The sequence below is a fragment of the Pseudomonas sp. WS 5503 genome (assembly GCF_012985385.1).
GTDB classification, from domain to species: Bacteria; Pseudomonadota; Gammaproteobacteria; order Pseudomonadales; family Pseudomonadaceae; genus Aquipseudomonas; species Aquipseudomonas paracarnis.
In genome coordinates, this window is record NZ_JAAQWI010000001.1 from 963,652 (window position 1) to 989,110 (window position 25,459).

Below are 25,459 nucleotides of genomic sequence, written 5' to 3' on the forward strand. Positions count from 1 at the left end.
TCCTTTGTCAAAATATTTTTGACAAACTAGCAGGCAAACCGACGTATCCCAAACCCTGCGTGCGGCCTACCCTGCCGGCTCCACTCGCAGGAACGCGTTCATGACCTACCGCTCGAAAGTCGCCTGGATCTTTTTGTTGGGCTTTGCCCTGGACCTGGTGAACATGTTTGTCGCCACCGTCGCCTACCCGGATATCGCTCGCGAATTGCAAGCCTCGGTCACCCAGTTGGCGTGGATCAGCAATGCCTACATGCTCGGGCTGACAGTGATCATTCCCTTGAGTGTGTGGTTGGCGGCGCTCATGGGCGAGCGCACCCTGATCGCTACCAGCCTGCTGCTGTTTGCCGGCGCATCGGTGATGGTCGGCCAGGCTGGTTCCATCGAAGCGTTGATAGCTTGGCGCGCCTTGCAGGGGCTCGGCGGCGGCTTACTGATTCCGGTGGGGCAAGCCATGGCTTACCGACACTTTCCCGCGGCCGAGCGCAGCCAATTGACAGCGCGGGTGATGTCGGTGGCGTTGCTGGTGCCAGCGCTGTCCCCGGCGTTGGGTGGGGTGATTGTCGACAGCCTGTCCTGGCGTTGGATTTTCTACGCCAACCTGCCTCTGGCGCTAGTGACGCTGCTGCTGGCGCTGCTGTGGATAAAACCCGATGTGCCTTTAACCGAGCGCCCGCCCCTGGACCTGGGCAGTGTGTTCAAACAAGCCGCCAGCCCGATGCTGCGCGTGGCAATGCTGGTTTACCTGTGTATTCCGGGGGTATTTATCGGCACCAGCCTGATCGCCATCCTCTACGTGCGTGGCCTGGAGTATGACGCCACCCAGACCGGCGCGCTCATGCTGCCGTGGGCACTGGCCTCGGCCGTGGCGATCTACCTGAGCAAGCGACTCTTCAATCGCTTTGGCCCCAAACCCTTGTTACTGGCCGGCATGGCGCTGCAATGCGGCGGTATCCTGCTGCTCAACGAGCCGACGCTGATTATTGCGGCCTACGTCTTGATGGGCCTGGGCGGCAGCTTGTGCAGCAGCACCGCACAAACCCTGGCCTTTCTGGATATTCCCGCCGAGCGCATGGGCCACGCCAGCGCGTTGTGGAACATGAACCGGCAAGTGAGTTTCTGCGTGGGCGCCGCCGTGCTCAGTGCAGTACTGTCGGCGTTGGATTCCTTCGCGATTACCTTCACGATGGCGGCAGCTCTGACCCTGTTGCCGCTTTTCGCAGTGTTGCGCCTGGATTCTTCCAGGGTACGCGCGCTGCTTCACCCTTGCAGCGAGCCCAAACATGATTGACTACAGCGATTTTTTTGAAGAAGTGATCCAGACCCACGTCGAGATCGAACAATGGTTTGCCGGCGTTGCGCCTGAGGGCACGCTGGAAAATCTGCTGGCGCGCTTCTCACCCGAGTTCAGCATGGTGGCGCCCGCCACCGGTACGCGGGTCAACACGGCCGGGGTCAATGCCTTGTTCACGCGCCTGGGCGGGATGCGTCCGGGACTGAAAATCACCCTGAGTGAAATGACCGGCATCGACCGCCATGCACGCGGCGCGACGGTCACGTATCGCGAGCATCAGATTGACGACAGTGGCACCCAGACCGACCGCCGCGCCACCGTGGTGTTCGAGAAACAGGCCAGTGGCGCGCTGCTGTGGCGGCACTTGCATGAAACCTTTATCAAAGCCTGACGCGGGTCTAAATGTATGAGGGGGCTTACATCGCCCACTGTAGGAGCGAGCTTGCTCGCGAAAAACCTCAACGATAACGCGTGCTTCCTGAATGAACGCGGCGCCTATGAGTTTTTCGCGAGCAAGCTCGCTCCTACAAAAGCCTTGACTGACTGGCATTAGGGCTTGCCCCTCCCACATTTTTTAGTTTTGTGTTGGGTTGACGATCACCGTGCAGGTAATCCCCGCCGCCAACAACACGCCCTCCGGCACTTCATCAATGTGAATGCGCACCGGCACACGCTGGGCCAAGCGCACCCAGTTGAAGGTCGGGTTCACATCGGCGATCAGTTCACGGCTCTCGGGGTTGTCGCGGTCGTAGATGCCGCGCGAGATGCTTTCCACATGGCCCTTCAAGGTCTCGCCGCTCATCAATTGCATATCGGCTTTGTCGCCCACCTTCACGTGGGGCAGTTTGGTTTCTTCGAAGAAGCCATACACCCAGAACGAGTTCATATCCACCACGGCCATTTTCGCTTCGCCGATACGCGCATAGTCGCCACGGTGCACGTTGAGGTTGGTGACATAACCGTCCACCGCCGCCAGCACTCGCGTGCGTTTCAAGTTGAGTTCGGCGGCCTCCAGTTGCGCCAGGGCGTGCTGATAATCGGCCAGGGCCGAGTCGGCGATGTTGCTGGCGTCGTCGCGGTTTTCCCTGGAGATCACCAGGGCGTCGAGGTCGGCGCGGCGGTGCGCGTTGACCTTGCGCATTTCCCAGGTGGCCTTGCGTGAAGCCACCAGCGATTGCGCTTGCTTGACGGCAATGCGGTAGTGCTCGGGGTCGATCTGCATCAGCAGGTCGCCTTTTTTCACCAACTGGTTATCGCGTACCGGTACGTCCACCACTTCGCCGGTGACGTCAGCCGCCACATTGATAATGTCGGCGCGCACCCGACCATCGCGGGTCCACGGCGTTTGCATGTAGTGCACCCACAACGTGCGGCCAATCCAGATCGCCAACGCCAGAACCAGCAAGGTGGCGAGCAGGCTGAAAAACTTTTTCATCGGGGCATTCTCAACGGTAGACGCTCAGCGCCAGGGCGCCGAACAGGCAAGCGAACAGGCTAAGGCGCAGCAGCGCCGGGTGCCAGAAGAAACGGTACAGGTCGAACCCGGCCAGGAAGCGATCAATCGCCCAGGCCAGCCCGGCTGCGATCAAGAACATCAGGGTCATGGTCGGCATATAGATGCCGTGGAATGCAATTTCACGAGGCATTCGGGGCTCCTTTGAGGGCGGCCAGAGGCGATTGCGGGTCGAGCAACGAGGTGCGAATAAAGTGCAGGTAGCTCTTCACACGGCGCAGGGCCGAGGTGTCGAAGTGCGGGGCGAAGGGTTCGTCGGTGGCCTGCACACGGCTGATCGCATGGTCGACGGCAATCAACCCGCGCTCTAGGTTGCTGGCGCTGGGTTGCAGGAACAGCCGCACCAGCGAGCGCCCCATCACGCGGATCGCCTGGCGCCACGGCTGCGATTCGGCATACGCCGGGTGCACCGGCAAAATCGCCTGCTCCTTGCGCAGCTCGATGATCGCGTGGCCGACCTCCAGCACCACGAACATCCAGCGCAGCAAATCGCGCTGCACCTGCGGCTCGCCGGCCGCGAGGCCATACGCCTGGTGCAGCAGGTCGCGGGTGCGGCTTTCAAAGCTCGATGCCAGGCCCTTGAGCTTGCCGCTGATGGCATACACCACTTGCTCACGCAGGTCTTGCTCCAGGCGGCGCCACAACCAGCGGCTGTTGGGCGGCAGAATGATCGCCCCCGCCGCCGCGCACACCAGCATGCCGATGACCATGGCGATGTAGTCGTTGATAAAGGTGTAAGGGTTGTAGACCGTAAGGTTGTCCGGCACCGAACCGGTGCTGAAGAAGATCAGCAGGCCCACGCCCACACCGGCGTATTGCGGGCGTGAAGACAGAAAGGCCCCGAAGATGATCACCGGCGCGAGCATCACGCACAGCAGCGGGAAACCGTCGATCCAGGGGAACACAAAGAACATTTCGACAAAGCCGACCAAGGCGCCGATCAAGGTGCCGCAGGCCATCTGGAACGCCATGCGCTTGGGGTTGGGCGTGGCAGCAGACAGGCCCACCGTGGCCGCCGCGATCAGGGTCATGGTGGCGCCGCTGGGCCAGGCCGTGGCCACCCAGTAACTGCCCAGCACAACCAGGATAAACGAGGCGCGCACCCCGGCAGCGGCACAGGCCAACCAGTTGGTCTTTGGCGTGTAGGCTTCGTGCCAATCCTCCCGTGCATGGCGATGCTCGGCCAGGGAGGCGTGGGTTTGCGCGTAGTTGTGCAGGTCGTCGACGAAACGGTACAGCAGCTCGTAGGCAGTGTGGAAATCCAACTGCTCGGCGTCCGTCGGGTTGTCCTCCTGGAAGCTCGCCCGCAGGCTGCGCACCTTGGCGGGCAGGCCGTCCTTGTAGGCGCTCAGTTGGTTGACCAGGCGCGCGGCATCGGGGCTGGTGAGGGCGCGGCCAGAGATGCTGTCGAGCACTTCGGCCAGGTCTTGCAGGCCGGGTTTGATCGCTGCCACCACGTGGTCGGCCTCATCGGCGCGCAAGCGTTCGAGCAATTGGTGCAAGGCGTTGAAGCGTGTGGTGATGCTCATGAATTCGCTGTTGAGGCGACTGAGCCGCCCGTTGCGCCGACGCATGTGCGGGTCCTCAAACACGGTGACGCTACGCAAGCCTTCCAGGCCCACGGCTTCGGCAATAAAGCGCACGTTGCTGGCCTCGAAGCCTTCGCGCTGGCTGCGCCCGCGCAGGCCGTCGGTCACGAACAATGCGAACACGCCGAAGCGCTGGTACAGCGCGTTGCGCATGGCGGCGCTGGAGGTCTGCGGCAGGATGGCGGCGCTGACCAGTGTCGAGCACAGTATCCCCAGGGAAATTTCCAGCACCCGCCACACCGCCGCCATGAAGGCGCCGTCCGGGTGGGCCAGGGCCGGCAGGCCGACCATCGCCGCGGTGTAGCCGGCGAGCACGAACCCATAGGCGCGAAAGTTGCGGTTGCGCGTGGCACCGGCGGTGCAAATGCCGACCCAGATCGCCAGCGCCCCCAGGAACAGTTCGGTGTTCTGCGCAAACAAGGCGATCAACAGCACCATCACCGCCGAGCCTGCCAAGGTCCCTAGGAAACGGTAGAAACTCTTGGCGAACACCTGGCCGCTCTGGGGCTGCATCACGATAAATACGGTGATCATCGCCGTGCGCGGTTGCGGCAGTTCCAGGCGCATGGCCAGCCACAGCGTCAGGAACGCAGCGACCAGCACTTTGAAGATATACACCCAGGTCACGCCATCACTGCGTGCCCAGTCGAAGAAACCACGGCGCCACTCAAGGGAATACAGCCAGCGCAGCGGTGCAGGCAAGGGAGTCATCAAGGCCTACTCAGTGATCAAACACGGCGAGCGCCGCCGGAGTCTTGCTTGGGAGTGTCTTGGCAGCCGTGGGCACATCATCGCCAGCACCGAGGCCGCCGCCCAAGGCGGTCACCAGCTCGGCATGGGCGCTGAGGCGAGCCGCCTGCACCTGTTGTTCGATCTGCTGCTGGCGAAACAACAAGGTTTGGGCGTTGAGCACGTTGAGGTAGTCAGTGAGGCCACGTTGATAGGCGACCATGGCGATGTCGTAGGTTTTCTGCGCCGAGGCCACCGACTGCGCGGCGAAGGCCGACTGTTTGTCCATGGACTCGCGGCGGATCAACTGGTCGCTGATGCCCTTGAGCGCATTGACCAGGGTCTGGTTGTACTGGGCCACCGCGATGTCGTAGCCGGCACTGGCTTCACCCAATTGCGCACGCAGGCGGCCGCCGTCGAAGATCGGCAAGGTGATCGCCGGGCCGACGTTGTAGTTGAATTTCTTCCCAGCCAGGAATTCCAGCATGCCGCCCCCAGTGGCCATGTAGCCAAGGCTGCCGACCAGGTCGACGTTGGGATAGAAGCCTGCATGAGCCACATCGATACCCCGTGCCTGGGCTGCTACCTGCCAGCGGCTGGCAACCACATCCGGGCGTTGGCCGAGCAACTGCGCGGGCAGGCTGGAAGGCAACTTCAACGGCGCGGCGAGGGCCAGGGTCGGGCGCTGCAATTGCGCGCCCTCCCCCGGGCCCTTGCCGGCCAACGCCGCCAGTTGGTTACGGCTCAGGGCGATTTCCTCATCCAGGGCATCCAGTTGGCGATGGGTCTCCGGCAGCGGGGTTTCGGCTTGGCTGACGTCAAAGTGAGTGCCGATCCCGGCGCTCAGGCGTTTGTTGGCCAGGTCCAGGATCTGCTGTTGCTGGGCCAGGGTGGCGGCCGCGATGTCGCGGTTGGCGTACTGCAACGACAGCTGGATATAGGCGCGCACCACGTTGTTTTGCAGTTCGAGCTGGGCCAGGCGCGCTTCGGCGGCGCTCATGTGCGCCAGGTCGACCGCACGTTCGGTCGTGTTGCTTTCCCGGCCCCACAGGTCGAGGGCGTAGCTCAGTCCCAGGGACGAATTGTTGTCCCAGGTGTTGGCGCCGCTCAATTCGCCAGGACCGTAGAACTGATCCTTCGGCCAGTTGTGGCGCTTGAGGGTGGTGTCGCTGTTGATCTGCAGCGACTCGGCCGACTCGGCCACCCCGGCCAGCGCTCGGGCTTGCCGTACACGGGCGGCGGCCACGGCCAGGCTGGGGCTGTTGCGGGTGGCGAGTTCGACCCAACGGTTGAGCTGCGGGTCGCCGTAGGCCTGCCACCATTGGGCGGTGGGCCAGTGGGCGTCGCGGGCGGCGCTCTGGATCGCGGCGTCGGTGGCCAGGCTATTGGCGTTGATCGCCTGGCTCTGCGGGGCGATTCCTCCGGTTCCGATGCAACCGCTGATGACTGACGTTAAGGCCCAAACACTGAGAGTCTTCAGCTCTCTGCTGATGCGACGCGGCACGGCAAGCGAATTCCTGAGAGGGTGTTGCGGGAGAGGTGGCGCAATTCTAGGCGGCGCCAGGGAGGACTATAAGCTGGCATTCCTGTGAATCTTTGTTACCGTTCAGGCGATAATCCGTTGGTAGGGATCACTGAAAGCGTAACTTTCTGTCACAATTTGCTATCTCCCTTGAGAACACTCCATGGACACTTTGCAAAACATGCGCGCCTTCAGTTGCGTGGCCGAAGCCGGCAGCTTCACCGCCGCCGCCGTGCAACTGGACACCACCACGGCCAACGTCTCGCGCGCGGTCTCCAACCTTGAGGCCCACCTGCAAACCCGCTTGCTCAACCGCACCACCCGGCGCATCGCGCTGACCGAAGCCGGCAAACGCTATTTGCTGCGCTGCGAGCAGATCCTCGCCTATGTCGAGGAGGCCGAGGCCGAAGCCAGTGACGCCCATGCGCGCCCGGCCGGGCAGTTGAAAGTGCACACCATGACCGGCATCGGCCAGCATTTCGTTATTGACGCCATTGCCCGCTACCGCCGCACCCATCCCGACGTGACCTTCGACCTGACCCTGGCCAACCGCGTGCCGGACCTGCTTGACGAGGGCTACGACGTGTCCATCGTGCTGGCCAGCGAACTGCCGGACTCAGGTTTCGTGTCCCAGCGCCTGGGCATCACCTACAGCATCGCCTGCGCCTCGCCGGACTACGTCAAGGCCAAGGGCTGCGCACAACGGCCCCAGGACTTGCTCAACCATGCGTGCCTGCGCCTGGTCAGCCCGGTGGTCCAGCTGGACAAATGGACCTTCAACGGCCCTGAAGGCCAGGAAAGCGTGGCGATCAACAGCTCGCCCTTCCTGGTGAACTCGGCCGATGCGATGAAAACCGCGATCACCAGCGGCATGGGCGTCGGCCTGCTGCCGGTGTACGCCGCCATCGAAGGGCTGCGCAACGGCACACTGGTGCGGGTGATGCCGACCTACCGGTCCCAGGAATTGAACCTGTACGCCATCTATCCTTCGCGCCAATACCTGGATGCGAAGATCAAGACCTGGGTGGAATACCTGCGCGGTTCGTTGCCGGAAATTCTGGCGGCGCACCAGGCGGAGTTGGTGGCGTATGAGTTGAGCGGTGGTGTGCGGATGGCGAACTGATTTTGAAATGCTGCTTCCCACCCCCTATAAATTCATTGTGGGAGCTGGTTTGCCTGCGATGACGGTGGATCAGCCAACACAATAGTGGCTGACACACCGTCATCGCAGGCAAGCCAGCTCCCACATGTTGAGTGGAGTTCTGCCATGAAAAAGACTGTCCTGGCCTTCAGCCGTATCACCCCACCGATGATCGAACGCCTGCAACAGGATTTCGAGGTGATCGTGCCCACCCCCAAGTTGGGTGACATCAACGCACAGTTCAACGAAGCCCTGCCCCATGCCCATGGCTTGATCGGCGTGGGCCGCAAGCTGGGCCGCGAGCAGCTTGAAAGCGCGAGCAAGCTGGAGGTGGTGTCCAGCGTGTCGGTGGGCTACGACAACTACGACGTGCCGTACCTCAACGAGCGCGGGATCCTGCTCACCAACACCCCTGATGTGCTCACCGAAAGCACCGCCGACCTGGCCTTCGCCCTGCTGATGAGCAGCGCCCGCCGGGTGGCCGAGCTGGACGCCTGGACCAAGGCCGGCCAATGGAAAGCCAGCGTGGGCGCGCCTTTGTTTGGTTGCGATGTGCACGGCAAGACCCTGGGCATCGTCGGTATGGGCAATATCGGCGCGGCCGTGGCCCGGCGTGGGCGCCTGGGCTTCAATATGCCGATCCTTTACAGCGGCAATAGCCGCAAGACCGCGCTGGAGCAGGAACTGGGCGCGCAGTTTCGCAGCCTGGAGCAGTTGCTGGCCGAGGCGGATTTCGTCTGCCTGGTGGTGCCGTTGAGCGACAAGACCCATCACCTGATCAGCACCCGGGAGCTGGGGTTGATGAAGTCCAGCGCGATCCTGATCAATATCTCCCGTGGGCCAGTAGTGGATGAGCCTGCGCTGGTCGAAGCCCTGCAAACCCAGCGTATTCGTGGTGCCGGGCTGGATGTGTACGAAAAGGAACCGCTGGCTGAATCGCCGTTGTTCCAGCTGAGCAATGCGGTGACCCTGCCGCATATTGGTTCGGCGACCGGTGAAACCCGCGAAGCCATGGCCAACCGCGCCGTGGACAACCTGCGCAGCGCCCTGCTGGGCCAACGCCCGCAGGATCTGGTGAACCCACAGGCCTGGAAGGGCTGATACTGGACTTTATGTGGGAGCTGGCTTGCCTGCGATAGCGGTACATCTGTCACTCAATAGCTGACTGACAGATTGCTATCGCAGGCAAGCCAGCTCCCACATAAACAGTGCCCCACACAAAAATCCGGTTAAAGCCCAGGCCAGCCAAGTCGATAACTCTCTATAGATCGTCATCCCTGATCCACAGAAGGTTTTTATGTCCACCACCAAAGCCCGCGCAGACTCACTCTCGCTTCTGCTCTTTACCTTGCGCAGCGGCAAGCTGATGGCCATCAACCTGTTGAAAGTCAGCGAGATCATCCCCTGCCCGCCGTTGACCAAGCTGCCGGAGTCCCACCCGCACGTCAAAGGCATCGCCACCTTGCGCGGCGCTTCGTTGTCGGTGATCGACTTGAGCCGCGCCCTGGGTGAAATGCCCTTGCAAGACCCGGATGGCGGCTGCCTGATCGTCACCGATGTCAGCCGCTCCAAACAGGGCCTGCACGTGCAGGCGGTGAGCAAGATCGTGCATTGCCTGACCACCGATATCCGCCCGCCTCCCTACGGCTCCGGCGGCAATCGGGCGTTTATCACCGGGGTGACCCAGGTGGAAGGTGGGCTGGTGCAGGTGCTGGATATCGAGAAAGTCATCCATGGCATCGCCCCGGCACCGATTGAAGCGGCGCCGACCGACCTGACCATGGAAGAAGCCGAAGTGCTGGGAAACGCCCGCATCCTGGTGGTGGACGACAGCCAGGTGGCTTTGCAGCAATCGGTCCACACCCTGCGCAACCTCGGCCTGACCTGCCACACCGCCCGCAGCGCCAAGGAAGCCATCGACGTGTTGCTGGAGCTGCAAGGCACGGTTGAACAGATCAACGTGGTGGTGTCGGACATCGAGATGTCTGAGATGGACGGCTACGCCCTCACCCGCACCCTGCGCGAAACCCCGGATTTCAAGGACCTCTACGTGCTGTTGCACACCTCCCTGGACAGCGCGATGAACAGCGAAAAAGCACGCCTGGCCGGTGCCGACTCAGTACTCACCAAATTCTCATCCCCAGAATTGACCAAATGCCTGGTCGTCGCCGCACAAACCGTGGCGCAAAAGGGCCTGTAAGCCTTGGGCGAGTATTACCAGCTGCTGCGTCGCGACCTCACCGGCAGCCTGCCCGCCCCGCAGTGGCCAGCGGATACCCGGCTGGATCATTATCGCGATGAACTGGCCCCGGCGATCCATGCCGTGCTGCGCATGACCCAGGACCAGGGCGGCGGCCGTGTCGGCCACCTGGAGGAGTGGCGCCAGCAGTTCGTCACCGATGCCGAGTACGACCCGACGCTGTGCCTGGTGGCCAGTAACCACGACGGTGTCCTCGCAGTGGCCCAATGCTGGACCAGCGCCTTTATCAAGAACCTGGCCGTACACCCCTGCGCCCAAGGCCAAGGGCTGGGCCGCGCCTTGCTGCTGCACAGCTTCCAGGTATTCAAGCAGCGCGGTGAACCCTATGTGGACCTCAAGGTGCTGGAGAGCAACCTGCGCGCCCGGCAACTGTATGAAAGTGCGGGCATGCGATTTGTGCTGCGCGACATCGTATCCAAGGGCTGATCCTCACTGGCGCATAACTTGCTTCCAGAGCCCCTGAGCGGTAGATAGAGGTAAAAACCCGTCACCCCTCAAGCGTGCCCTCTGACCTTGCCTGGTGACAGATCCGCCATGAACACACACTTTTCCTGCGTCGGTTGCGGTAAATGCTGCAGCGACCATCATGTGCCCCTGACCCTCGAAGAAGCCCGCAGCTGGGCGGCGGACGGCGGTAACGTCATCGTTCTGGTGGAGGGCTTTCTGGGTAACGGCCTGGGCCTGCCCCTGCAACAACGGGAACATGCCGAGCGCCGCTCAGTGATCGTGCCCAGCGGCAATACCGAGGCGTTTGTGGCAATTACCTTTGCCGCCTACAACGCCGGACGCTGCCGGAATCTTGACGAAGACAACCGCTGCCGCATCTACGAACGGCGCCCGCTGGTGTGCCGCATCTACCCGATGGAGATCAACCCGCATATCCCACTGAACCCAAGCGCCAAGGACTGCCCGCCGGAATCCTGGGAGCAAGGCCCTGCACTGATCGTCGGTGGTGAGTTGATGGATGCGCAACTGGCCGAGCTGATTCGCCGTTCACGCCAGGCCGACCGTGATGACGTGCAGACCAAAGAAGCGGTGTGCGCGTTGCTTGGCATTCGCACGACCGCACTCAAGGGCGACGGGTTTACCGCGTACCTGCCGGACATGCAGGCGTTTGCCCAGGCCATTGAACAGGCGGTTGAACTGCCGGCAATGGCCAATGAATGGGTGTTTCATGTGTCGGGGATGGACATCGCTGAACAGGTGCTGGATGCCGGGGCGCGCATTGCCACCGAGGTGCCGGCCAATTATGCGTTTATCTCGTTGAGGGCGGCTTAGGCTACTACGGCCTTATTTTGGCGTAGGTATCTACTCAACTTCAGCGCGACGCTGGACCTGTGGCGAGGGAGCTTGCTCCCGCGACGGCCTACCATTCGACGAAAATTTCCCTGACGCCCCTCGATCCAACTGTGGGGTGTCAGCTAGATAGTCGCAGGCTGTCAGGCCATCATCGCAGGCAAGCCAGCTCCCACATTTGGAGCTCGGAGTGTCAGGTAGATAGGCGCCTCTCGGGAACAGAGTTGCACTCACACAATAGCGCTCATGGATGGGCAGGCAACACATCGAGGCGATAGGGCTGGAGGATGCGTTGGTATTCGCCATTGTGCATCAGTTGTTCAAACGCGTGATTAAGCTCATTACGCAACGCGGTATCGGTTTTTCGCACTGCAATCGCCACGCTATTACCCAGCAGGCCAGACGACACAGGCGGCCCCATGAAATTGAAGTCCAAGCCCTGGGGCGTGTCTAGCAGGGCCTCTCGGATCTCCACGGCGCCTTGAAGGGTCGCGTCAATATCGCCCGAAACCAGGCTCTGCACCAGTTGGTCGTTGAGCCAGAAACTCCTGATGATTACCCCTGCCGGCGCCCACTGCGACAGGGCAAAAGCTTCCCGATTACTGCGCACCAGCACCCCGACACGCTTGCCCCTGAGCGACCGTCGATTAGGGCGCAGGCCCGAGGTTTTACGCGCCACCAGCCGAGTGGTGATCGGGTAGAGATCACGGGTGAAACTCACCCGTCGCCGTCGACTGCAGGTGGGCGCCATGCCCATGATCGCGTCGAACTGCCTGGCCTCAAGGGCGGGGAAATTTTCCATGACGATCTGGTCAACCCAGGTACAGCGCACATTGAGCTGCTCGCACAGGGCATTGCCCAGTTCGATGTTCAGCCCCACCAATTGCCCTTGGGAATTGCGGCTTTGAAAAGGCGGAAAATGTGCAGCGACGGCGAAACGGATTTCACGCCGCGGTTGAACGTCGGCGGCAACGACACTTGTCGAGAGCAAGAGGGCAAGCACCGCACAAAGGTGTATCAGGGCCACGGGAATGTCCTTTTCCGGAAAGCTGACTCACCACGCCCCGATGAGCGTCATCGGGACGAAGCAAACGCTGTGCAAGCTTTCAAGAATCGGTCGCGGACCTACAAGCAGAAATGTCCACGGGCGATGTAGGCAACTGCCTATAACGCACGCAACGCTTTAATCTTAGCGTTTACCCATGGAGCGGCGAGTGCCCGGAGGCGCCATGCCTGGCGTCTTGGTATGGCCGTTCTTGGCGCCGCCTTTGTACCAGGGCTGGCTGGCATTCTTGGCGCCAGCCAGCTCACCCGGTTTGAAGGGGAACTTGAACGCCGGGATCTCGGCTTTTTCAACGCCGTCGGCGGTGGCCGAATCGACGAGGTCAGCCGCGTCGACAGGGGGTTGGGTTGGGGAAGTCATAGGGGCTCCGGCGCAGCGATAGGCGTAAAAGCGCCAGTATACGGGGGCAAAGCGGCAAGCGGTAAGCTTCAAGCCACAAGTAAAAAGCGCTAGCTGTCGCGGCTGTCAGTTTGGCGTCACCGTGCTGACCGCATTACCGGGCTATAAAGCAGCTACCCAACCTTCAACTGGCAGCTTGCAGCTTAAAACGTGCAACTGCGCCCCGGCGCCTCCCATGCAGATAAAACGAAACTCGGCCCTGATGGTGGGCATCCTCTTGGTATTAGCGGTGGCCGCCTGGGCAGTAACACGGCCTGCCAAGCCCCGCCTGGCAGCGCCCACGGCAATCCCGGTACGGGTAGTGAGCGTCGCGCAACAGGACGTTCCCAGGTTTGTCAGCGGCATAGGCTCAGTGCTGTCGTTGCACAGCGTGGTGATTCGCCCGCAGATCGACGGCATCCTCACCCAGTTGCTGGTCAAGGAAGGCCAATCGGTGAAAGCTGGCGATCTGTTGGCTACCATCGACGACCGCTCGATCCGCGCCAGCCTCGACCAGGCCAAGGCGCAATTGGGCGAAAGCCAGGCACAGTTGCAAGTGGCATTGGTCAATCTCAAGCGTTACAAGGCGCTAAGCATCGACGACGGTGTGTCGAAACAGACCTATGACCAGCAACAGGCACTGGTCAACCAGCTCAAGGCCACGGTGCAGGGCAATCAGGCGGCCATTGATGCGGCTCAAGTACAAACTTCCTATACCCAGATTCGCTCCCCGGTCAGTGGCCGCGTGGGCATCCGCAACGTGGACGAAGGCAACTTCCTGCGCATGAGCGACACCCAGGGGCTGTTTACCGTCACCCAACTCGACCCGATTGCCGTTGAGTTCTCGCTGCCACAGCAGATGCTGCCAACCTTGCAGGGCCTGATCGCCGCCCCCACCCGGGCCACCGTCGACGCCTACCTGGGCGCCGACACCGATGGCCAGACCGGCGACCTGCTCGGCGAAGGCCACCTGAGCCTGATCGACAACCAAATCAGCTCCACCACCGGCACCCTGCGGGCCAAGGCCGAGTTCAGCAACCCGGCGCATAAGCTATGGCCGGGACAACTGGTGACCATCAAAATCCAGACGGCCCTCGACAAGGACGCCCTGGTGGTACCGCCGACCGTGGTGCAGCGTGGGCTGGACTCACATTTCGTGTACCGCGTAAACGCTGACAAAGTCGAGGTGGTACCGGTGCAAGTCGCCTACCAGAACAGCGACATCAATATCATCAAAGGCGTGCGGGCCGGCGATGTGCTGGTCAGCGATGGGCAATCTCGGCTCAAGGCCGGTGCGCAGGTGGAGGTGCTCAAGGAGCCGCCGCAAGTGATCCACACCGCCGATGCCCAGGTGCAGCCATGAGCGCAAGCCGGTCGCCCTCGGCCTGGTGCGTTGATCACCCGGTCGCCACCCTGCTGTTGACCTTCGCGTTGGTGTTGCTGGGGATTATTGCCTTCCCGAACTTGGCCGTCGCGCCACTGCCGGAAGCGGAATTCCCGACAATACAGGTCACCGCGCAACTGCCCGGCGCCAGCCCGGACACCATGGCCTCATCGGTGGCCACGCCCCTGGAGGTGCAGTTCAGCGCCATCCCCGGCATGACGCAGATGACCTCCAGCAGCGCCTTGGGCTCCAGCCTCTTGACCCTGCAGTTCACCCTGGAAAAAAGCATCGACACCGCCGCCCAGGAAGTCCAGGCCGCGATCAACACCGCGTCCGGCAAGCTGCCCAGCGACATGCCGAGCTTGCCTACCTGGAGGAAGGTCAACCCGGCAGACAGCCCGGTGTTGATCCTCAGCGTCAGTTCCAGCAGCATGCCCAGCACCGAGCTGAGCGACTACGTGGAAACCCTGCTGGCGCGCCAGATCAGCCAGATCGACGGCGTCGGCCAGATCAACATCACCGGCCAGCAACGCCCGGCGATTCGCGTGCAGGCCTCCCCTGACAAGCTCGCGGCCATTGGCCTGACGCTCGCCGATATACGCCTGGTCATCCAGCAGTCGAGCCTCAACCTGGCCAAGGGCGCGATCTATGGCGAAAACAGCGTGTCCACCCTGTCGACCAACGACCAGCTGTTTCACCCTGAGGAATACGGCCAACTGATCGTTTCCTACAAGAACGGTGCGCCAGTTCAACTGCGCGATATCGCCAACGTCGTCAACGGCTCGGAAAACGCCTACGTACAAGCCTGGTCCGGCGATACGCCTGGGGTGAACTTGGTAATTTCGCGCCAGCCCGGCGCCAACATCGTCGACACCGTCGACCGCATTCAAGCCGAGCTGCCGCGCCTGCAAGGCATGTTGCCGGCCTCGGTGCAGGTCAGCGTGTTGACCGATCGCACCAAGACTATCCGCGCCTCACTGCATGAAGTGGAAATGACCCTGCTGATCGCCATCCTGCTGGTGGTGGCGGTGATGGCGTTGTTCCTGCGTCAACTGTCGGCGACGCTGATTGTGTCTGCGGTGCTGGGTGTCTCGCTGGTGGCCAGTTTCGCCCTGATGTATGTGATGGGGTTCAGCCTGAACAACCTGACCCTGGTGGCCATCGTGATCGCCGTGGGCTTTGTGGTGGACGATGCGATTGTGGTGGTGGAGAACATCCATCGGCACCTGGAGGCAGGCCTGGGCAAGCGCGAAGCAGCGATCAAGGGCTCGGGTGAAATTGGCTTTACCGTGGTATCCATCAGCTTCTCGCTGGTGGCGGCGTTTATTCCGCTGCTGTTCATGGGCGGGGTGGTCGGACGGTTGTTCAAGGAGTTTGCGTTGACGGCCACCGCGACCATTCTGATTTCAGTGGTGGTTTCGCTGACATTGGCACCGACGCTGGCCGCCTTGTTCATGCGTGCCCCTACCTACCCTGCCCACGCCAAACCCAGCTTCAGCGAACGCCTGCTGGCCAGCTATGCGCGCAACCTGCGCCGTGCCCTGGCGCACCAACGCAGCATGGCCGCGATCTTCGTGGTAACCCTGGCCCTGGCTGTGGTCGGCTATGTGTTCATTCCCAAGGGATTCTTCCCGGTGCAAGACACCGGTTTCGTGCTCGGCACCAGCGAAGCGGCGGCCGACGTGTCGTACAAGGACATGGTCGCCAAGCACAAGACCCTGGCGGACATCGTCAAGGCTGACCCCGCGGTGCTGGCGTTTTCCCACTCGGTGGGCGTCACCGGCAGCAACCAGACCATCGCCAACGGGCGCTTCTGGATTGCCCTGAAAGATCGCGGTGATCGCGACGTGTCCGCCAGCCAGTTTATCGACCGCCTGCGCCCGCAACTGGCGAAGGTGCCCGGTATCGTGCTGTACCTGCGCGCCGGCCAGGACATCAACCTGAGCTCCGGCCCCAGCCGCGCCCAGTACCAATACGTGCTCAAGAGCAACGACGGCCCGACGCTCAACACCTGGACCCAACGCCTCACCGAGAAACTGCGCAGCAACCCGGCGTTTCGCGACCTGTCCAACGACCTGCAACTGGGCGGCAGCATTACCCACATCAGCATCGACCGCCAGGCCGCGGCCCGCTTCGGCCTGACCGCCACCGATGTCGACCAGGCGTTGTACGACGCCTTCGGCCAGCGCCAGATCAACGAGTTCCAGACCGAGATCAACCAGTACCAAGTGATACTTGAACTGGACAGCCAACAGCGCGGCAAGGCCGAAAGCCTCGACTATTTTTACCTGCGCTCGCCACTGACCAATGAAATGGTGCCGCTGTCGGCCTTGGCCAAAGTCGACCCGCCCACAGTCGGGCCGTTGTCCATCAGCCATGACGGCATGTTCCCCGCCGCCAACCTGTCATTCAACCTCGCGCCCGGCGTGGCCCTGGGCGACGCAGTGATCATGCTCGACCAGGCCAAGAACGAAATAGGGATGCCGAGCACAATCATCGGCAACTTCCAGGGTGCGGCCCAGGCGTTCCAGAGCTCGCTGGCCAGCCAACCCTGGCTGATCCTCGCGGCGCTGGTAGCGGTCTACATTATCCTGGGTGTGCTGTATGAGAGTTTTGTGCACCCGCTGACGATCATTTCCACCCTGCCCTCGGCGGGCCTCGGTGCGCTGATCATGCTGTGGCTGCTGGGCCAGGACTTTTCGATCATGGCCTTGATCGGCCTGGTGCTGCTGATCGGCATCGTGAAAAAAAACGGTATCTTGATGATCGACTTCGCCCTGGAGGCGCAGCGGGTACGCGGGCTGTCACCCGAAGATGCGATTTATGAAGCCTGCGTCACGCGGTTCCGGCCGATCATCATGACCACCCTTGCTGCGTTGCTCGGTGCGGTTCCGTTGATGCTCGGCGCAGGCCCTGGGGCGGAACTGCGCCAGCCGCTGGGCATCGCGGTGGTCGGTGGCTTGCTGGTGAGCCAGGCGCTGACGCTGTTCACCACGCCGGTCATATACTTGTACCTTGAACGTTTTTTCCACAGGCCCAAACCAGCGCTGACGCTGGCGACCACACACTGAGGCGGTCATGCGCGTCCTGATTATTGAAGATGAAGAAAAAACCGCGGACTACCTGCACCGCGGCCTGACCGAGCAAGGCTACACCGTCGATGTGGCCCGGGAAGGTATCGAGGGCCTGCACCTGGCGCTGGAAAACGATTACGCCGTGATCGTGCTCGACGTGATGCTGCCCGGCCTGGATGGCTTCGGTGTGTTGCGTGCCTTACGCGCCCGCAAGCAGACGCCGGTGATCATGCTCACCGCTCGCGAGCGCGTTGAAGACCGCATCCGCGGCCTGCGCGAAGGCGCCGACGATTATCTGGGCAAGCCGTTTTCGTTCCTGGAACTGGTGGCCCGCCTGCAAGCCCTGACCCGCCGCAGCGGCGGCCATGAACCGGTGCAGGTCACCGTCGCAGACCTGTGGATCGACCTGATCAGTCGCAAGGCCAGCCGTAACGGCCTGCGCCTGGACCTGACCGCCAAGGAGTTCTCGCTGCTCAGCGTATTGGCGCGGCGCCAGGGCGAGATCCTGTCCAAGACTGCGATTGCCGAGATGGTCTGGGACATCAATTTCGACAGCGATGCCAACGTGGTGGAAGTGGCGATCAAGCGCCTGCGCGCCAAGCTCGACGGGCCGTTCGAACACAAGCTGCTGCACACCATTCGTGGCATGGGCTATGTGCTGGAGAACCGCATGCAGGAAAACCACAGTGGTCGCTAATTCCATCGCCCTGCGCCTGAGCGGCATGTTTACCCTGGTGGCGCTGCTGATCTTCGTGTTGATCGGCGGCGCGCTGTACCAGCAAGTGGATCGCGGCCTGGGGTTGTTGCCGGGGGCCGAACTGGATGCGCGCTATAGCGTGCTGGAGTCGTCGGTGAACCGCTTCGGCACGCCGGAGCATTGGGTCAAGATAAAGGCCAAGCTCAAGCTGCTGGGGGAAGAAGACAAGCGCATTCGATTCTGGGTGGTCAGCAGCGACCCGAGCTATGAATACGGCGACCCGGATGCACAAATCCGCGCCTTTGCACAGGGCCCGGCAGGCAAGCGCGACCTGCGCCTGCCCGGTCACGCTTATCCGTTCAAGGTGCTGGTCAGCCAATTCGCGTCCAAGGACCAGCGCCCGGCGTTGCGCTTTATGATCGCCATCGACACCGAAAACTTCCGCGCCACTCAGCATCACTTGCTGGTCGCGCTGATCAGCCTGGCGCTGGTCGGTGTGGTGCTGGCCTCGGTGTTGGGCTTCTGGGTTGCGCGTATCGGCCTTAAGCCACTGGAAAAACTCTCCGATGAGGCTCAGAAACTCGCCCCGCCCAAACTCTCCGGGCGCTTGCAACTGTCGCCGCTGCCGCCGGAATTGAGCCTGTTCGTCAATTCGTTCAATGCCACCCTCGACCGTGTGGAGCAAGCCTATTCGCGCCTGGAATCGTTCAACGCCGACGTGGCCCATGAACTGCGCTCGCCGCTGACCAACCTGATCGGCCAGACCCAAGTCGCGCTGACACGCGGGCGTTCGGCCGAACACTATTTCGAGGTACTGCAATCGAACCTGGAGGAGCTGGAACGGCTGCGCTCGATCATCAACGACATGCTGTTCCTCGCCAGCGCCGACCAGGGCAGCAAAGCCACCAAGCTGATCGAATGCTCCCTGGCCGATGAAGTGGCCACCACCCTCGACTATCTGGATTTTATCCTCGAAGACGCCCAGGTTCAGGTGCACGTGGACGGCGATGCCCTGGTGCAGATCGAAAAGGCCCACCTGCGGCGTGCGCTGATCAACCTGCTGAGCAATGCCGTGCAACACACCGCACCCGGACAGATTATCGACGTGCATATCCAGGTGCAGGAGAAGCAGGTGGCAATCGGCGTGACCAACCCCGGCGATGCGATTGCCAGCGAACACTTGCCACGCCTGTTTGAACGTTTCTACCGCGTGGATGCATCGCGCAGCAATAGCGGGGCCAATCACGGGCTGGGGCTGGCGATCGTTAAGGCGATTGCGTTGATGCATGGGGGGGGTGTGTTTGTGCGCAGTGAGGGCGGTGGCAATACGTTTGGTATCACCCTGCCGGTATAACTGCGTTCGCTGAACAGTTTACCGTTGCTCTAGCTCGTGCGAGTGCTCAGCACTTCGTCGTGCAATGCTCCGCGCTCGAAATCGCTGATCACCCGGCCGCCCAGGTTGATTTGATGCAGGTGACCGCTGCCGTAGTACAGGTGGTTGAGTTGGCGCTGGTCGGGCAGGGTCAGGGTTTGCAGGTTGCCTAGCTCGTCGTAGTCGTACCGCAGAAGGCCGGCGCTGTTGGTCTCGCTAAGCAACTGACCGAGGGCGTCGTAGATATAGTTGAGACCCTGTTGGTCACCTCGGATGTCGGTGAAATTGATCGTCAGCAGGTTGTCGGCAGTGTCATAGGCATACTCGGTGATGCCATCGTCGGTGCGTTTGAGAATCAAGCGGACGAGGGCATCACGTTCGAATTGGTATAGCGGCGGGGTGTAATAATGGGGGATGGCTCCTCGCCAAATAGATAAAATCTTAATCCATTGAAAAATCGAAGTCCGAGACGTCTTTATAATTACTGATTTTTGGCAGAGTGTCTGTTGAAGTAAGTTTTAATTCGTATCCGTAGTTTGACAGTGGCTTCGGCAAGTTAGTGTAACCTGAGATATCCATTCGGTAGCGACCAGGCTTGACTTGTAGGTAGTCATTGTTGTCGAGTTTTTTTTGTAGTTCTCTAGATAGTTTGTGAAAAAAAACTCATCCCAGTCGATAAGGGCGTTGAGGTCGGCGGCAATTAATATTCCGGAGGTTATTTCTATAGGTAGGTTGGAGTAGTGGCATACTTGGGTTGCACCTTGAGTTATGGGGTTGGCAGGGTGCGCTATAAAAATCGAATACTCCCTTTCGGGGACTTCATAGATTGGAAACACGATACCCATAGTAACGGCTTTTTTTCCAGCTTCTTCATTATTAATAAAAAAGTCGAAAACGTCTTTGAGGTTGGGTTTAAAAAGTTTTAAGTAGCCTGAAAGCTGTATCGGGTCAAATAGAACTATCCCTGGTTCATACAGTGAGATGGTTGCTGCATTTTTCATAGGTCGCATCCTGAGTTTGATTTGGAGTTAGAGTTTTTGCCAACTATTTTTAAGAAAGCTTCTCTGATTGTAATGTTTTTTGCTAAAATTTCACCAGTTCTTGGTATTTTTAACATTCCTTTTTCAGGAAAGCCTTCGTATGCTTTGGCAATTTTGTTGATTAAGGCTTTGGATGTCCCGTCAAATTTTGTACTAAAAGGAACGCCTTGCTTGCTTATTTCTGCGTGAAATTTTTTATGTAGTGTATCGGAACCTTCAACTTTGTTTGGATACCAAGAAGGGGAATCTAGTTTACTTCCTAGCTCAGGATAGCCGTGCGAGTTGGCATGTGCCCTTGGAAACGGATGATGACCCATTCCGTCGTGTTTTAAAGGTTTCCAAAAAGGCATCCAGCCGAGTGGATCAAACCACCCAATCGCGTTCGGCGCATATTGGTAGAGGTTCAGCCCACCCGCCAACCCAATCGGATCCGGCTGGGTAAACCGCCCTACATCCGGATCATAAAACCTGAAGGTGTTGTAGTGCAGCCCGGTTTCGCGGTCAAGGTACTGCCCCTGAAAACGCAGGTTCTGTTCACGCCCTGGCTGCTGATCATGCCATTCGTCCCGCGTCCTGCCCCACGCCTGGTATTCGCTATGCCACACCGTGGTGCCGTCCGTGTCGGTCAGCTGTTCCGGCAGTCCGGCCAGGTTGGTATGGAAGTAGAAGATCGTCTCGCTGCCCGCCTTGCCATCAAGGCGGGCTAGCGGTTCATAGCTGCCCGGATCGGCAAACACGTAAAGGCTGGATCGGCCGTCCTGCACCTCTTCCAACAGCCGCAACCCTTGCCAGTGGAACAGCGTGCGATTATTGGGTTCGCTGGCGTCGTCTTTATATACCTGCTTGCTGATACGCCGCCCCAACGGGTCGTAGTTGAAAACAATGCGCTGGGCCATTGATCCCTGCTGCTGGCGGATACAGGTCAGCCGGTGTTCCGCGTCGTACTCGAAATGCTGGATCCGGCTGCTGCCGATGCGCTTTTCGCTCAGCCGCCCAAAGCGGTCATAGCGATAACGTTTGTCCTGATACACATGCACCCGGTTGTGCTTAATCAACCCATTAACCCGGTAGCCATCGAACAGGTTGCCGGCCGCGTCGTAGTTGAGGCTCTCGATGTGCTGGCCCAGCGACGCCGGGCTGTTGCGGTGCACGCTCTGGATTTGCTCGACCGGGTTGTAGCCGTATTGGGCGCTGCCTTGGTAGCTTTTGCCGGTCGATGATTGGTTATGAAAACGCCCGATCAGGCTGTCGTCATTGGCTGCTGGGGTCGGGCGGCTACCGCCAGGACGCTGGGTCTGGGTCAGTATCTCGGCCACCAGATTATCGCTGGCGTCGTACTGGTAGTCCTTCTGCAACAGCGGCAGCACCTCACGGGCCACCTGCTGGTAGTGCAGGGCTTTCTGGCTGAGGCGGCCGCTGCGGTCGTAGCGCGTGCGGGTGTGCAGGGCGCCCTGGGTGCGCAGCACTTCGTCGTGCAGTGCATCTCGCTCGAAATCGCTGATCACCCGGCCACCCAGGTTGATTTGATGCAGGTGGCCGCTGCCGTAGTACAGGTGGTTAAGTTGGCGCTGATCGGGCAGGGTCAGGGTTTGCAGGTTGCCCAGTTCATCGTAGTCGTACTGCAGAAGTCCGGCGCTGTTGGTCTCACTGAGCAACTGGCCGAGGGCATCGTAGGTGTAGTCGAGCCGCTGCTGGTCACCTCGTATGTCGGTGAAGTTGATCGCCAGCAGGTTGTCGGCATTGTCGTAGGCATACTCGGTGATGCCATCGTCGGTGCGTTTGCGGATCAGGCGGCCGAGGGCGTCACGCTCGAAATGATGTACCAGTGGCCTGTGCGGTTCGGCGCTGTCCTTGCCATCCAGCTCAGGTTCGGCATTCGGCGCGGGGATGTGGTGGATGGCGGTGACATCGTCCAACGGGTTGTACTGGTAGATGCGCCCGCTGCCATCCAGGTCCTGCTGGGCCAGCAGGCGGTCCAGCACGTCCCATTCGAAGCGGTAGCGTTCGCGGTTTTCATTGCTCAAGTGCAGCAGGCGGCCATAGGCGTCGTAGTCAAACTCGACACTGTGGCCGAGGGCGTCAATCCGGCGGATTAGCCGGCCACTGTGGTCGTAACGCAGGCGGGTGATGCGCTGGGCCGGGTCGGTATAGGCAATGAGGTGGCCGGCGGCGTCAATATCGTAGCGGTCGATGCGGCCGTCCGGGCGCTGGCTTTCGATCAGGTAGCCGCGGGTGTCATACCGATAGTGGGTGTGTTCGCCACGGGCATTGATAGCTTCGCTGAGTTGGCCGCGCCGATTATAGCGGTAGTGGGTTTCGGCGTTGGAGCAGTCGCGGTAGCTGAGTAACTGTCCATGGGCGTTCCAGCGCAGGTATTTGTGCTTGTCCAGCGGGTCGAGGATGCATTGGACTTGGCCTTGGCTGTCGTAACGGTACTGGGTCTTTCGGCCGAGAGGATCTTGCTCCCACAGCAGATTGCCCTGGCTGTCATAACCGAAACGTTGAGTGCGCCCGGCGCCGTCGGTAATGCTCAGGGGTAACGCCCAGTGGCGGGTGTAACGGACCCGTTCGTAGCGGCCAATTGGGTCGCGGGTTTCGATCAGGCGGCCGAGTTCGTCGTAGCCGTATTGCCACTCGCCGCCCTGCGGGTCAATGCTCTTGAGCAGTTGGCCGGCCAGTACATCGTCTTGCCAACAATGGCCCATGGGGTCGATGTGTTTGTAAATCTCGTAGAACGGCCCCCAGTAGTAATGGTCCTGGCGACCGAGGCTGTCGGTAACGCGGGTTTCGCCTTTTTCCAGGTCGTAATCGAAGCGGTATTCTTCGCCATCACTGCCCCAATGGCGAATGACGCGCCACTCATGGTCAGGCAGAGGCTCCAGCAGCGGAGGGAAGTTGCAGAGGCTGCCATCTGCGCGCACTGATTGAGGACGTTGCGCAGGAACTTCGAAACGTTGCCATTGATACTGTCGAGTCGCGCCACTGGGCAGGGTGTGGCTACCGAGGTAGCCATGCGCCGTGTAGGTGAAGCTACGCAAGACCTGGCCGGTGGCATCGAGCACCTCCTGCAGTTGGCCGCTTTGGGTATAGCGATAGCTGGCAAGGACTTCGGTGTGTTCGATCTGCGGATCATCGCCAAGCCTGATATAGAGCCGACCCACTTGGCTGACCCGCTTCGGGTGCTGCGTGTCATAGCTCAGTCGGATGGTGGTTCGGCTCAAACCGTCGCACACGTAGTGCAGCCGACCGGTCTGATCGTAGAGAAGCCCTACGGTATTCAGGTTGCGATCACCCAGCTTGATCAGGCGTGAGCGTTTCGGGTTGTGCGGGTCAGTCTGGAAGACTTGGTAGAGACCGGTGTAGATGTCCTCGACCACGGTCTGCCCGTCTTCAAGTTGAAAGAACGCTAACCCATCGAGAACGCTGACAAAGGCATCGTTCGCCTTTAGCCGACCCAGTTCCAGGCGGGTGCCTTCGTCATCGACATAGATCCACAACTCGCCGCCCTCGGGGTGGGGCACGCGTAGGATTTCCACTTCGTAGGGCACGCTCCAGCCCATGCCGAACAGGCCGTCGCTGCGCAGGTCATTGCTGTCATAACCTCTGGCCCATTCAATGGGAAGCAACCCCGGCAAGGTGAAGTCGTGATCCTCCGGTCCTCCCAGCACTTTGCTTCCGGTTGAAACAATCACCGGGCTGCCTTTGCACGGACGAATGCGTGGTAGCGGTTTGGGGCTGCCCTTTGGTCGGGCGAAGCTTGATTTTGCGCGAGATCAACATCCCCGCCACCATGCCGGTGAATTGCGCAATCTTGCTTTTGCCATTGCGGATATCCCGCACGGTCAGTGGCTCGCCACCTATGCGCACGTTGGGAGACACATTGGCATCGCTGTCGATGGTTGCATCGCACGTGGTCTTGTCGCCGGCTCGGGCGGCAGGCTGCCCGTTGATGAAGACCTTGCTGGACCCCTGCGCGATGTAGCCAATCGGCATGGGCGGATGGCGTTCGCAAGTGATCTCATCTTGGTCTGCCGGTTGTGTTCCCGGGGCTGCTGGCGTGGTGACCGGCGGGTTGAAGATGTCGTAGATCGCCATGCCCAGCCCGAGTACCGGCATGAGCATGGGCGCGGCGGACATCGCCATTGCGCCGATATTGTCCAGAAATGACGGTTCTGCCTGTTCTTCGGAAGCGTCCTCGCTGCCACCCTCTGAGCTGCGTCCAGCGGCCCGAGCAGCGGGTTTTCCGTTGACGTGGGTATTTTGCGAGCCGCTTTCAATCTTGCCGAAAGGTTCTGCCGGGAACACGCTGTTGGCGAGAGAGTCACACCCATCGGTGATGGCTTCACCAATGCTCTTGTCGCCTATTGGAATCATGCTGGCACCGCCTACCAGTGCTCCAGCAATCACAGGGACAAGTACTGCCGCCGCACCGCCCGTACCCACAACCGCGACAACAGTGCCGGCGATAGCCGCCGCAACAACAGCAGTAGCTGCGGCGTAGACAACCGCTTCTGCCAATGCGCTCATCAGCTCGGCAGCGAGTGGTGGGTGAAGGATCGCGTCTCCCTCCCTGGCGGCGTGTACGTTCTGCGCCATTGGTGTGTGCTCCTTGCTTAACGGGCGTGCAGGCAAATGGAATGAGTGACCTGATCAGGCAAAGTGCAGGCTGTCTTTGATCGCGCGCCAATGGCCGATGTCTGCTTCGCTAAGCGCGCTATGTTTGCTGTAATTCAGGACCAGCAGGCGTTGTTGCCCAGGCAGTTGGCAGGCCAACTGAAGCTGGTACATCGGCTTGTTTGCGTGCGTAAACTGGAGCACGGCTTCGCGACCTTCGACTGGCTTGTCTTTCCCAATAAAAACGGTTACTGGGTCAGTGCAGGTCAACGCAGCGAGCCGCTTGTGCAGCAAGTTCAGTTGAAACGCGTAAGCCTCATCCAAGGTCTGGTGCTCGGGCAGCGCACTGCGAGCGATGACCAAGGTCGTTTGCCGTTCGCGAAACTGGAGCATGTTCAGCGTGGTGTCTTCGGGCATCTCATCGCCGAGATCGACGTTGAGATCCTGAGTCAGGTATCTGGCCATTCAGGTGTTCCTTGTTTGGGGAAATACAGGT

The 25,459-nt window shown here is 60.7% G+C and carries 22 protein-coding genes; 11 read left to right on the forward strand and 11 right to left on the reverse strand.

Annotated features, from left to right (window positions below; translation table 11 throughout):
- Nucleotides 1-100: 100 nt before the first annotated feature.
- Both HBO10_RS04535 and HBO10_RS04540 read left to right on the forward strand, forming a co-directional pair.
- Nucleotides 101-1,288: an MFS transporter gene (locus tag HBO10_RS04535; RefSeq protein ID WP_034126359.1), complete on the forward strand. Its 1,188-nt coding sequence runs from the start codon at nt 101-103 to the stop codon at nt 1,286-1,288.
- On the forward strand, nt 1,281-1,682 hold the full coding sequence (locus HBO10_RS04540; protein ID WP_034126358.1) for a hypothetical protein: 402 nt from the start codon (nt 1,281-1,283) through the stop codon (nt 1,680-1,682). Before HBO10_RS04535 ends, HBO10_RS04540 begins: the two co-directional genes overlap by 8 nt.
- A gap of 183 nt (nt 1,683-1,865) precedes the next feature.
- Here the strand turns inward: HBO10_RS04540 and HBO10_RS04545 are convergent, their stop codons facing one another.
- Genes HBO10_RS04545 through HBO10_RS04560 form a run of 4 tightly spaced genes read right to left on the reverse strand, consistent with a single transcriptional unit; the run spans nt 1,866 to nt 6,626 of the window.
- Nucleotides 1,866-2,726, reverse strand: coding sequence for an HlyD family secretion protein (locus HBO10_RS04545; RefSeq protein ID WP_020301246.1), 861 nt, complete (start codon nt 2,724-2,726; stop codon nt 1,866-1,868).
- Nucleotides 2,727-2,736: 10 nt separating this feature from the next.
- A complete protein-coding gene (locus HBO10_RS04550) occupies nt 2,737-2,937 on the reverse strand; it encodes a DUF1656 domain-containing protein (RefSeq protein ID WP_005784982.1) in 201 nt (66 codons plus the stop codon).
- Nucleotides 2,927-5,104, reverse strand: a complete 2,178-nt coding sequence (locus HBO10_RS04555) for an FUSC family protein (protein WP_169921937.1) — start codon at nt 5,102-5,104, stop codon at nt 2,927-2,929. The genes HBO10_RS04550 and HBO10_RS04555 overlap by 11 nt, the downstream gene beginning before the upstream one ends.
- A gap of 10 nt (nt 5,105-5,114) precedes the next feature.
- Nucleotides 5,115-6,626, reverse strand: coding sequence for an efflux transporter outer membrane subunit (locus HBO10_RS04560; RefSeq protein WP_034126356.1), 1,512 nt, complete (start codon nt 6,624-6,626; stop codon nt 5,115-5,117).
- A 181-nt stretch (nt 6,627-6,807) separates the two neighbouring features.
- On the opposite strand from HBO10_RS04560, the gene HBO10_RS04565 reads away from it, so the two are divergent.
- The 5 genes from HBO10_RS04565 (at nt 6,808) to HBO10_RS04585 (ending at nt 11,323) form a co-directional block, all read left to right on the forward strand.
- Entirely contained in the window at nt 6,808-7,767 is a 960-nt protein-coding gene (locus HBO10_RS04565) for a LysR family transcriptional regulator (RefSeq protein ID WP_034126355.1), read from the forward strand.
- Between the two features lie 144 nt (nt 7,768-7,911).
- On the forward strand, nt 7,912-8,886 hold the full coding sequence (locus HBO10_RS04570; RefSeq protein WP_034126354.1) for a D-glycerate dehydrogenase: 975 nt from the start codon (nt 7,912-7,914) through the stop codon (nt 8,884-8,886).
- Between the two features lie 196 nt (nt 8,887-9,082).
- Entirely contained in the window at nt 9,083-9,985 is a 903-nt protein-coding gene (locus HBO10_RS04575) for a chemotaxis protein (RefSeq protein ID WP_014716988.1), read from the forward strand.
- Between the two features lie 3 nt (nt 9,986-9,988).
- Nucleotides 9,989-10,471 carry a GNAT family N-acetyltransferase gene (locus HBO10_RS04580; protein ID WP_034126353.1) on the forward strand — a complete coding sequence of 161 codons (483 nt, stop codon included), beginning with the start codon at nt 9,989-9,991 and terminating at the stop codon, nt 10,469-10,471.
- 108 nt (nt 10,472-10,579) lie between these two features.
- Entirely contained in the window at nt 10,580-11,323 is a 744-nt protein-coding gene (locus HBO10_RS04585) for a YkgJ family cysteine cluster protein (protein WP_034126352.1), read from the forward strand.
- 262 nt (nt 11,324-11,585) lie between these two features.
- Here the strand turns inward: HBO10_RS04585 and HBO10_RS04590 are convergent, their stop codons facing one another.
- Together HBO10_RS04590 and HBO10_RS04595 are read right to left on the reverse strand one after the other, a co-directional pair.
- On the reverse strand, nt 11,586-12,368 hold the full coding sequence (locus HBO10_RS04590; RefSeq protein WP_034126351.1) for a transporter substrate-binding domain-containing protein: 783 nt from the start codon (nt 12,366-12,368) through the stop codon (nt 11,586-11,588).
- A gap of 162 nt (nt 12,369-12,530) precedes the next feature.
- The gene (locus tag HBO10_RS04595; RefSeq protein WP_034126350.1) at nt 12,531-12,764 is read right to left on the reverse strand and encodes a hypothetical protein; all 234 of its coding nucleotides are present in this window, start codon (nt 12,762-12,764) and stop codon (nt 12,531-12,533) included.
- Between the two features lie 214 nt (nt 12,765-12,978).
- Here HBO10_RS04595 and HBO10_RS04600 point away from each other — a divergent pair, with 214 nt between their 5' ends.
- From HBO10_RS04600 to HBO10_RS04615, 4 genes are read left to right on the forward strand one after another with little or no spacing between them, the layout of a single operon-like run.
- Entirely contained in the window at nt 12,979-14,145 is a 1,167-nt protein-coding gene (locus HBO10_RS04600) for an efflux RND transporter periplasmic adaptor subunit (protein WP_034126349.1), read from the forward strand.
- Nucleotides 14,142-17,237: a multidrug efflux RND transporter permease subunit gene (locus HBO10_RS04605; RefSeq protein ID WP_034126348.1), complete on the forward strand. Its 3,096-nt coding sequence runs from the start codon at nt 14,142-14,144 to the stop codon at nt 17,235-17,237. The genes HBO10_RS04600 and HBO10_RS04605 overlap by 4 nt, the downstream gene beginning before the upstream one ends.
- 7 nt (nt 17,238-17,244) lie before the next feature.
- A complete protein-coding gene (locus tag HBO10_RS04610) occupies nt 17,245-17,937 on the forward strand; it encodes a heavy metal response regulator transcription factor (protein ID WP_003188690.1) in 693 nt (230 codons plus the stop codon).
- Entirely contained in the window at nt 17,927-19,291 is a 1,365-nt protein-coding gene (locus tag HBO10_RS04615) for a heavy metal sensor histidine kinase (protein WP_034126347.1), read from the forward strand. The genes HBO10_RS04610 and HBO10_RS04615 overlap by 11 nt, the downstream gene beginning before the upstream one ends.
- Nucleotides 19,292-19,320: 29 nt before the next feature.
- On the opposite strand, the gene HBO10_RS31655 is transcribed toward HBO10_RS04615, so the two are convergent.
- Genes HBO10_RS31655 through HBO10_RS04635 form a run of 5 tightly spaced genes read right to left on the reverse strand, consistent with a single transcriptional unit; the run spans nt 19,321 to nt 25,428 of the window.
- Nucleotides 19,321-19,791 carry an RHS repeat domain-containing protein gene (locus HBO10_RS31655; protein WP_146469929.1) on the reverse strand — a complete coding sequence of 157 codons (471 nt, stop codon included), beginning with the start codon at nt 19,789-19,791 and terminating at the stop codon, nt 19,321-19,323.
- 36 nt (nt 19,792-19,827) lie between these two features.
- Nucleotides 19,828-20,310, reverse strand: coding sequence for a hypothetical protein (locus HBO10_RS04625; protein ID WP_169921938.1), 483 nt, complete (start codon nt 20,308-20,310; stop codon nt 19,828-19,830).
- The gene (locus HBO10_RS04630) at nt 20,307-24,017 is read right to left on the reverse strand and encodes an RHS repeat-associated core domain-containing protein (RefSeq protein ID WP_346343133.1); all 3,711 of its coding nucleotides are present in this window, start codon (nt 24,015-24,017) and stop codon (nt 20,307-20,309) included. The genes HBO10_RS04625 and HBO10_RS04630 overlap by 4 nt, the downstream gene beginning before the upstream one ends.
- Nucleotides 23,962-24,945, reverse strand: a complete 984-nt coding sequence (locus tag HBO10_RS31225) for a PAAR domain-containing protein (protein ID WP_034126344.1) — start codon at nt 24,943-24,945, stop codon at nt 23,962-23,964. The genes HBO10_RS04630 and HBO10_RS31225 overlap by 56 nt, the downstream gene beginning before the upstream one ends.
- Nucleotides 24,946-24,999: 54 nt before the next feature.
- A complete protein-coding gene (locus HBO10_RS04635) occupies nt 25,000-25,428 on the reverse strand; it encodes a DcrB-related protein (protein WP_034126343.1) in 429 nt (142 codons plus the stop codon).
- Nucleotides 25,429-25,459: the final 31 nt, after the last annotated feature.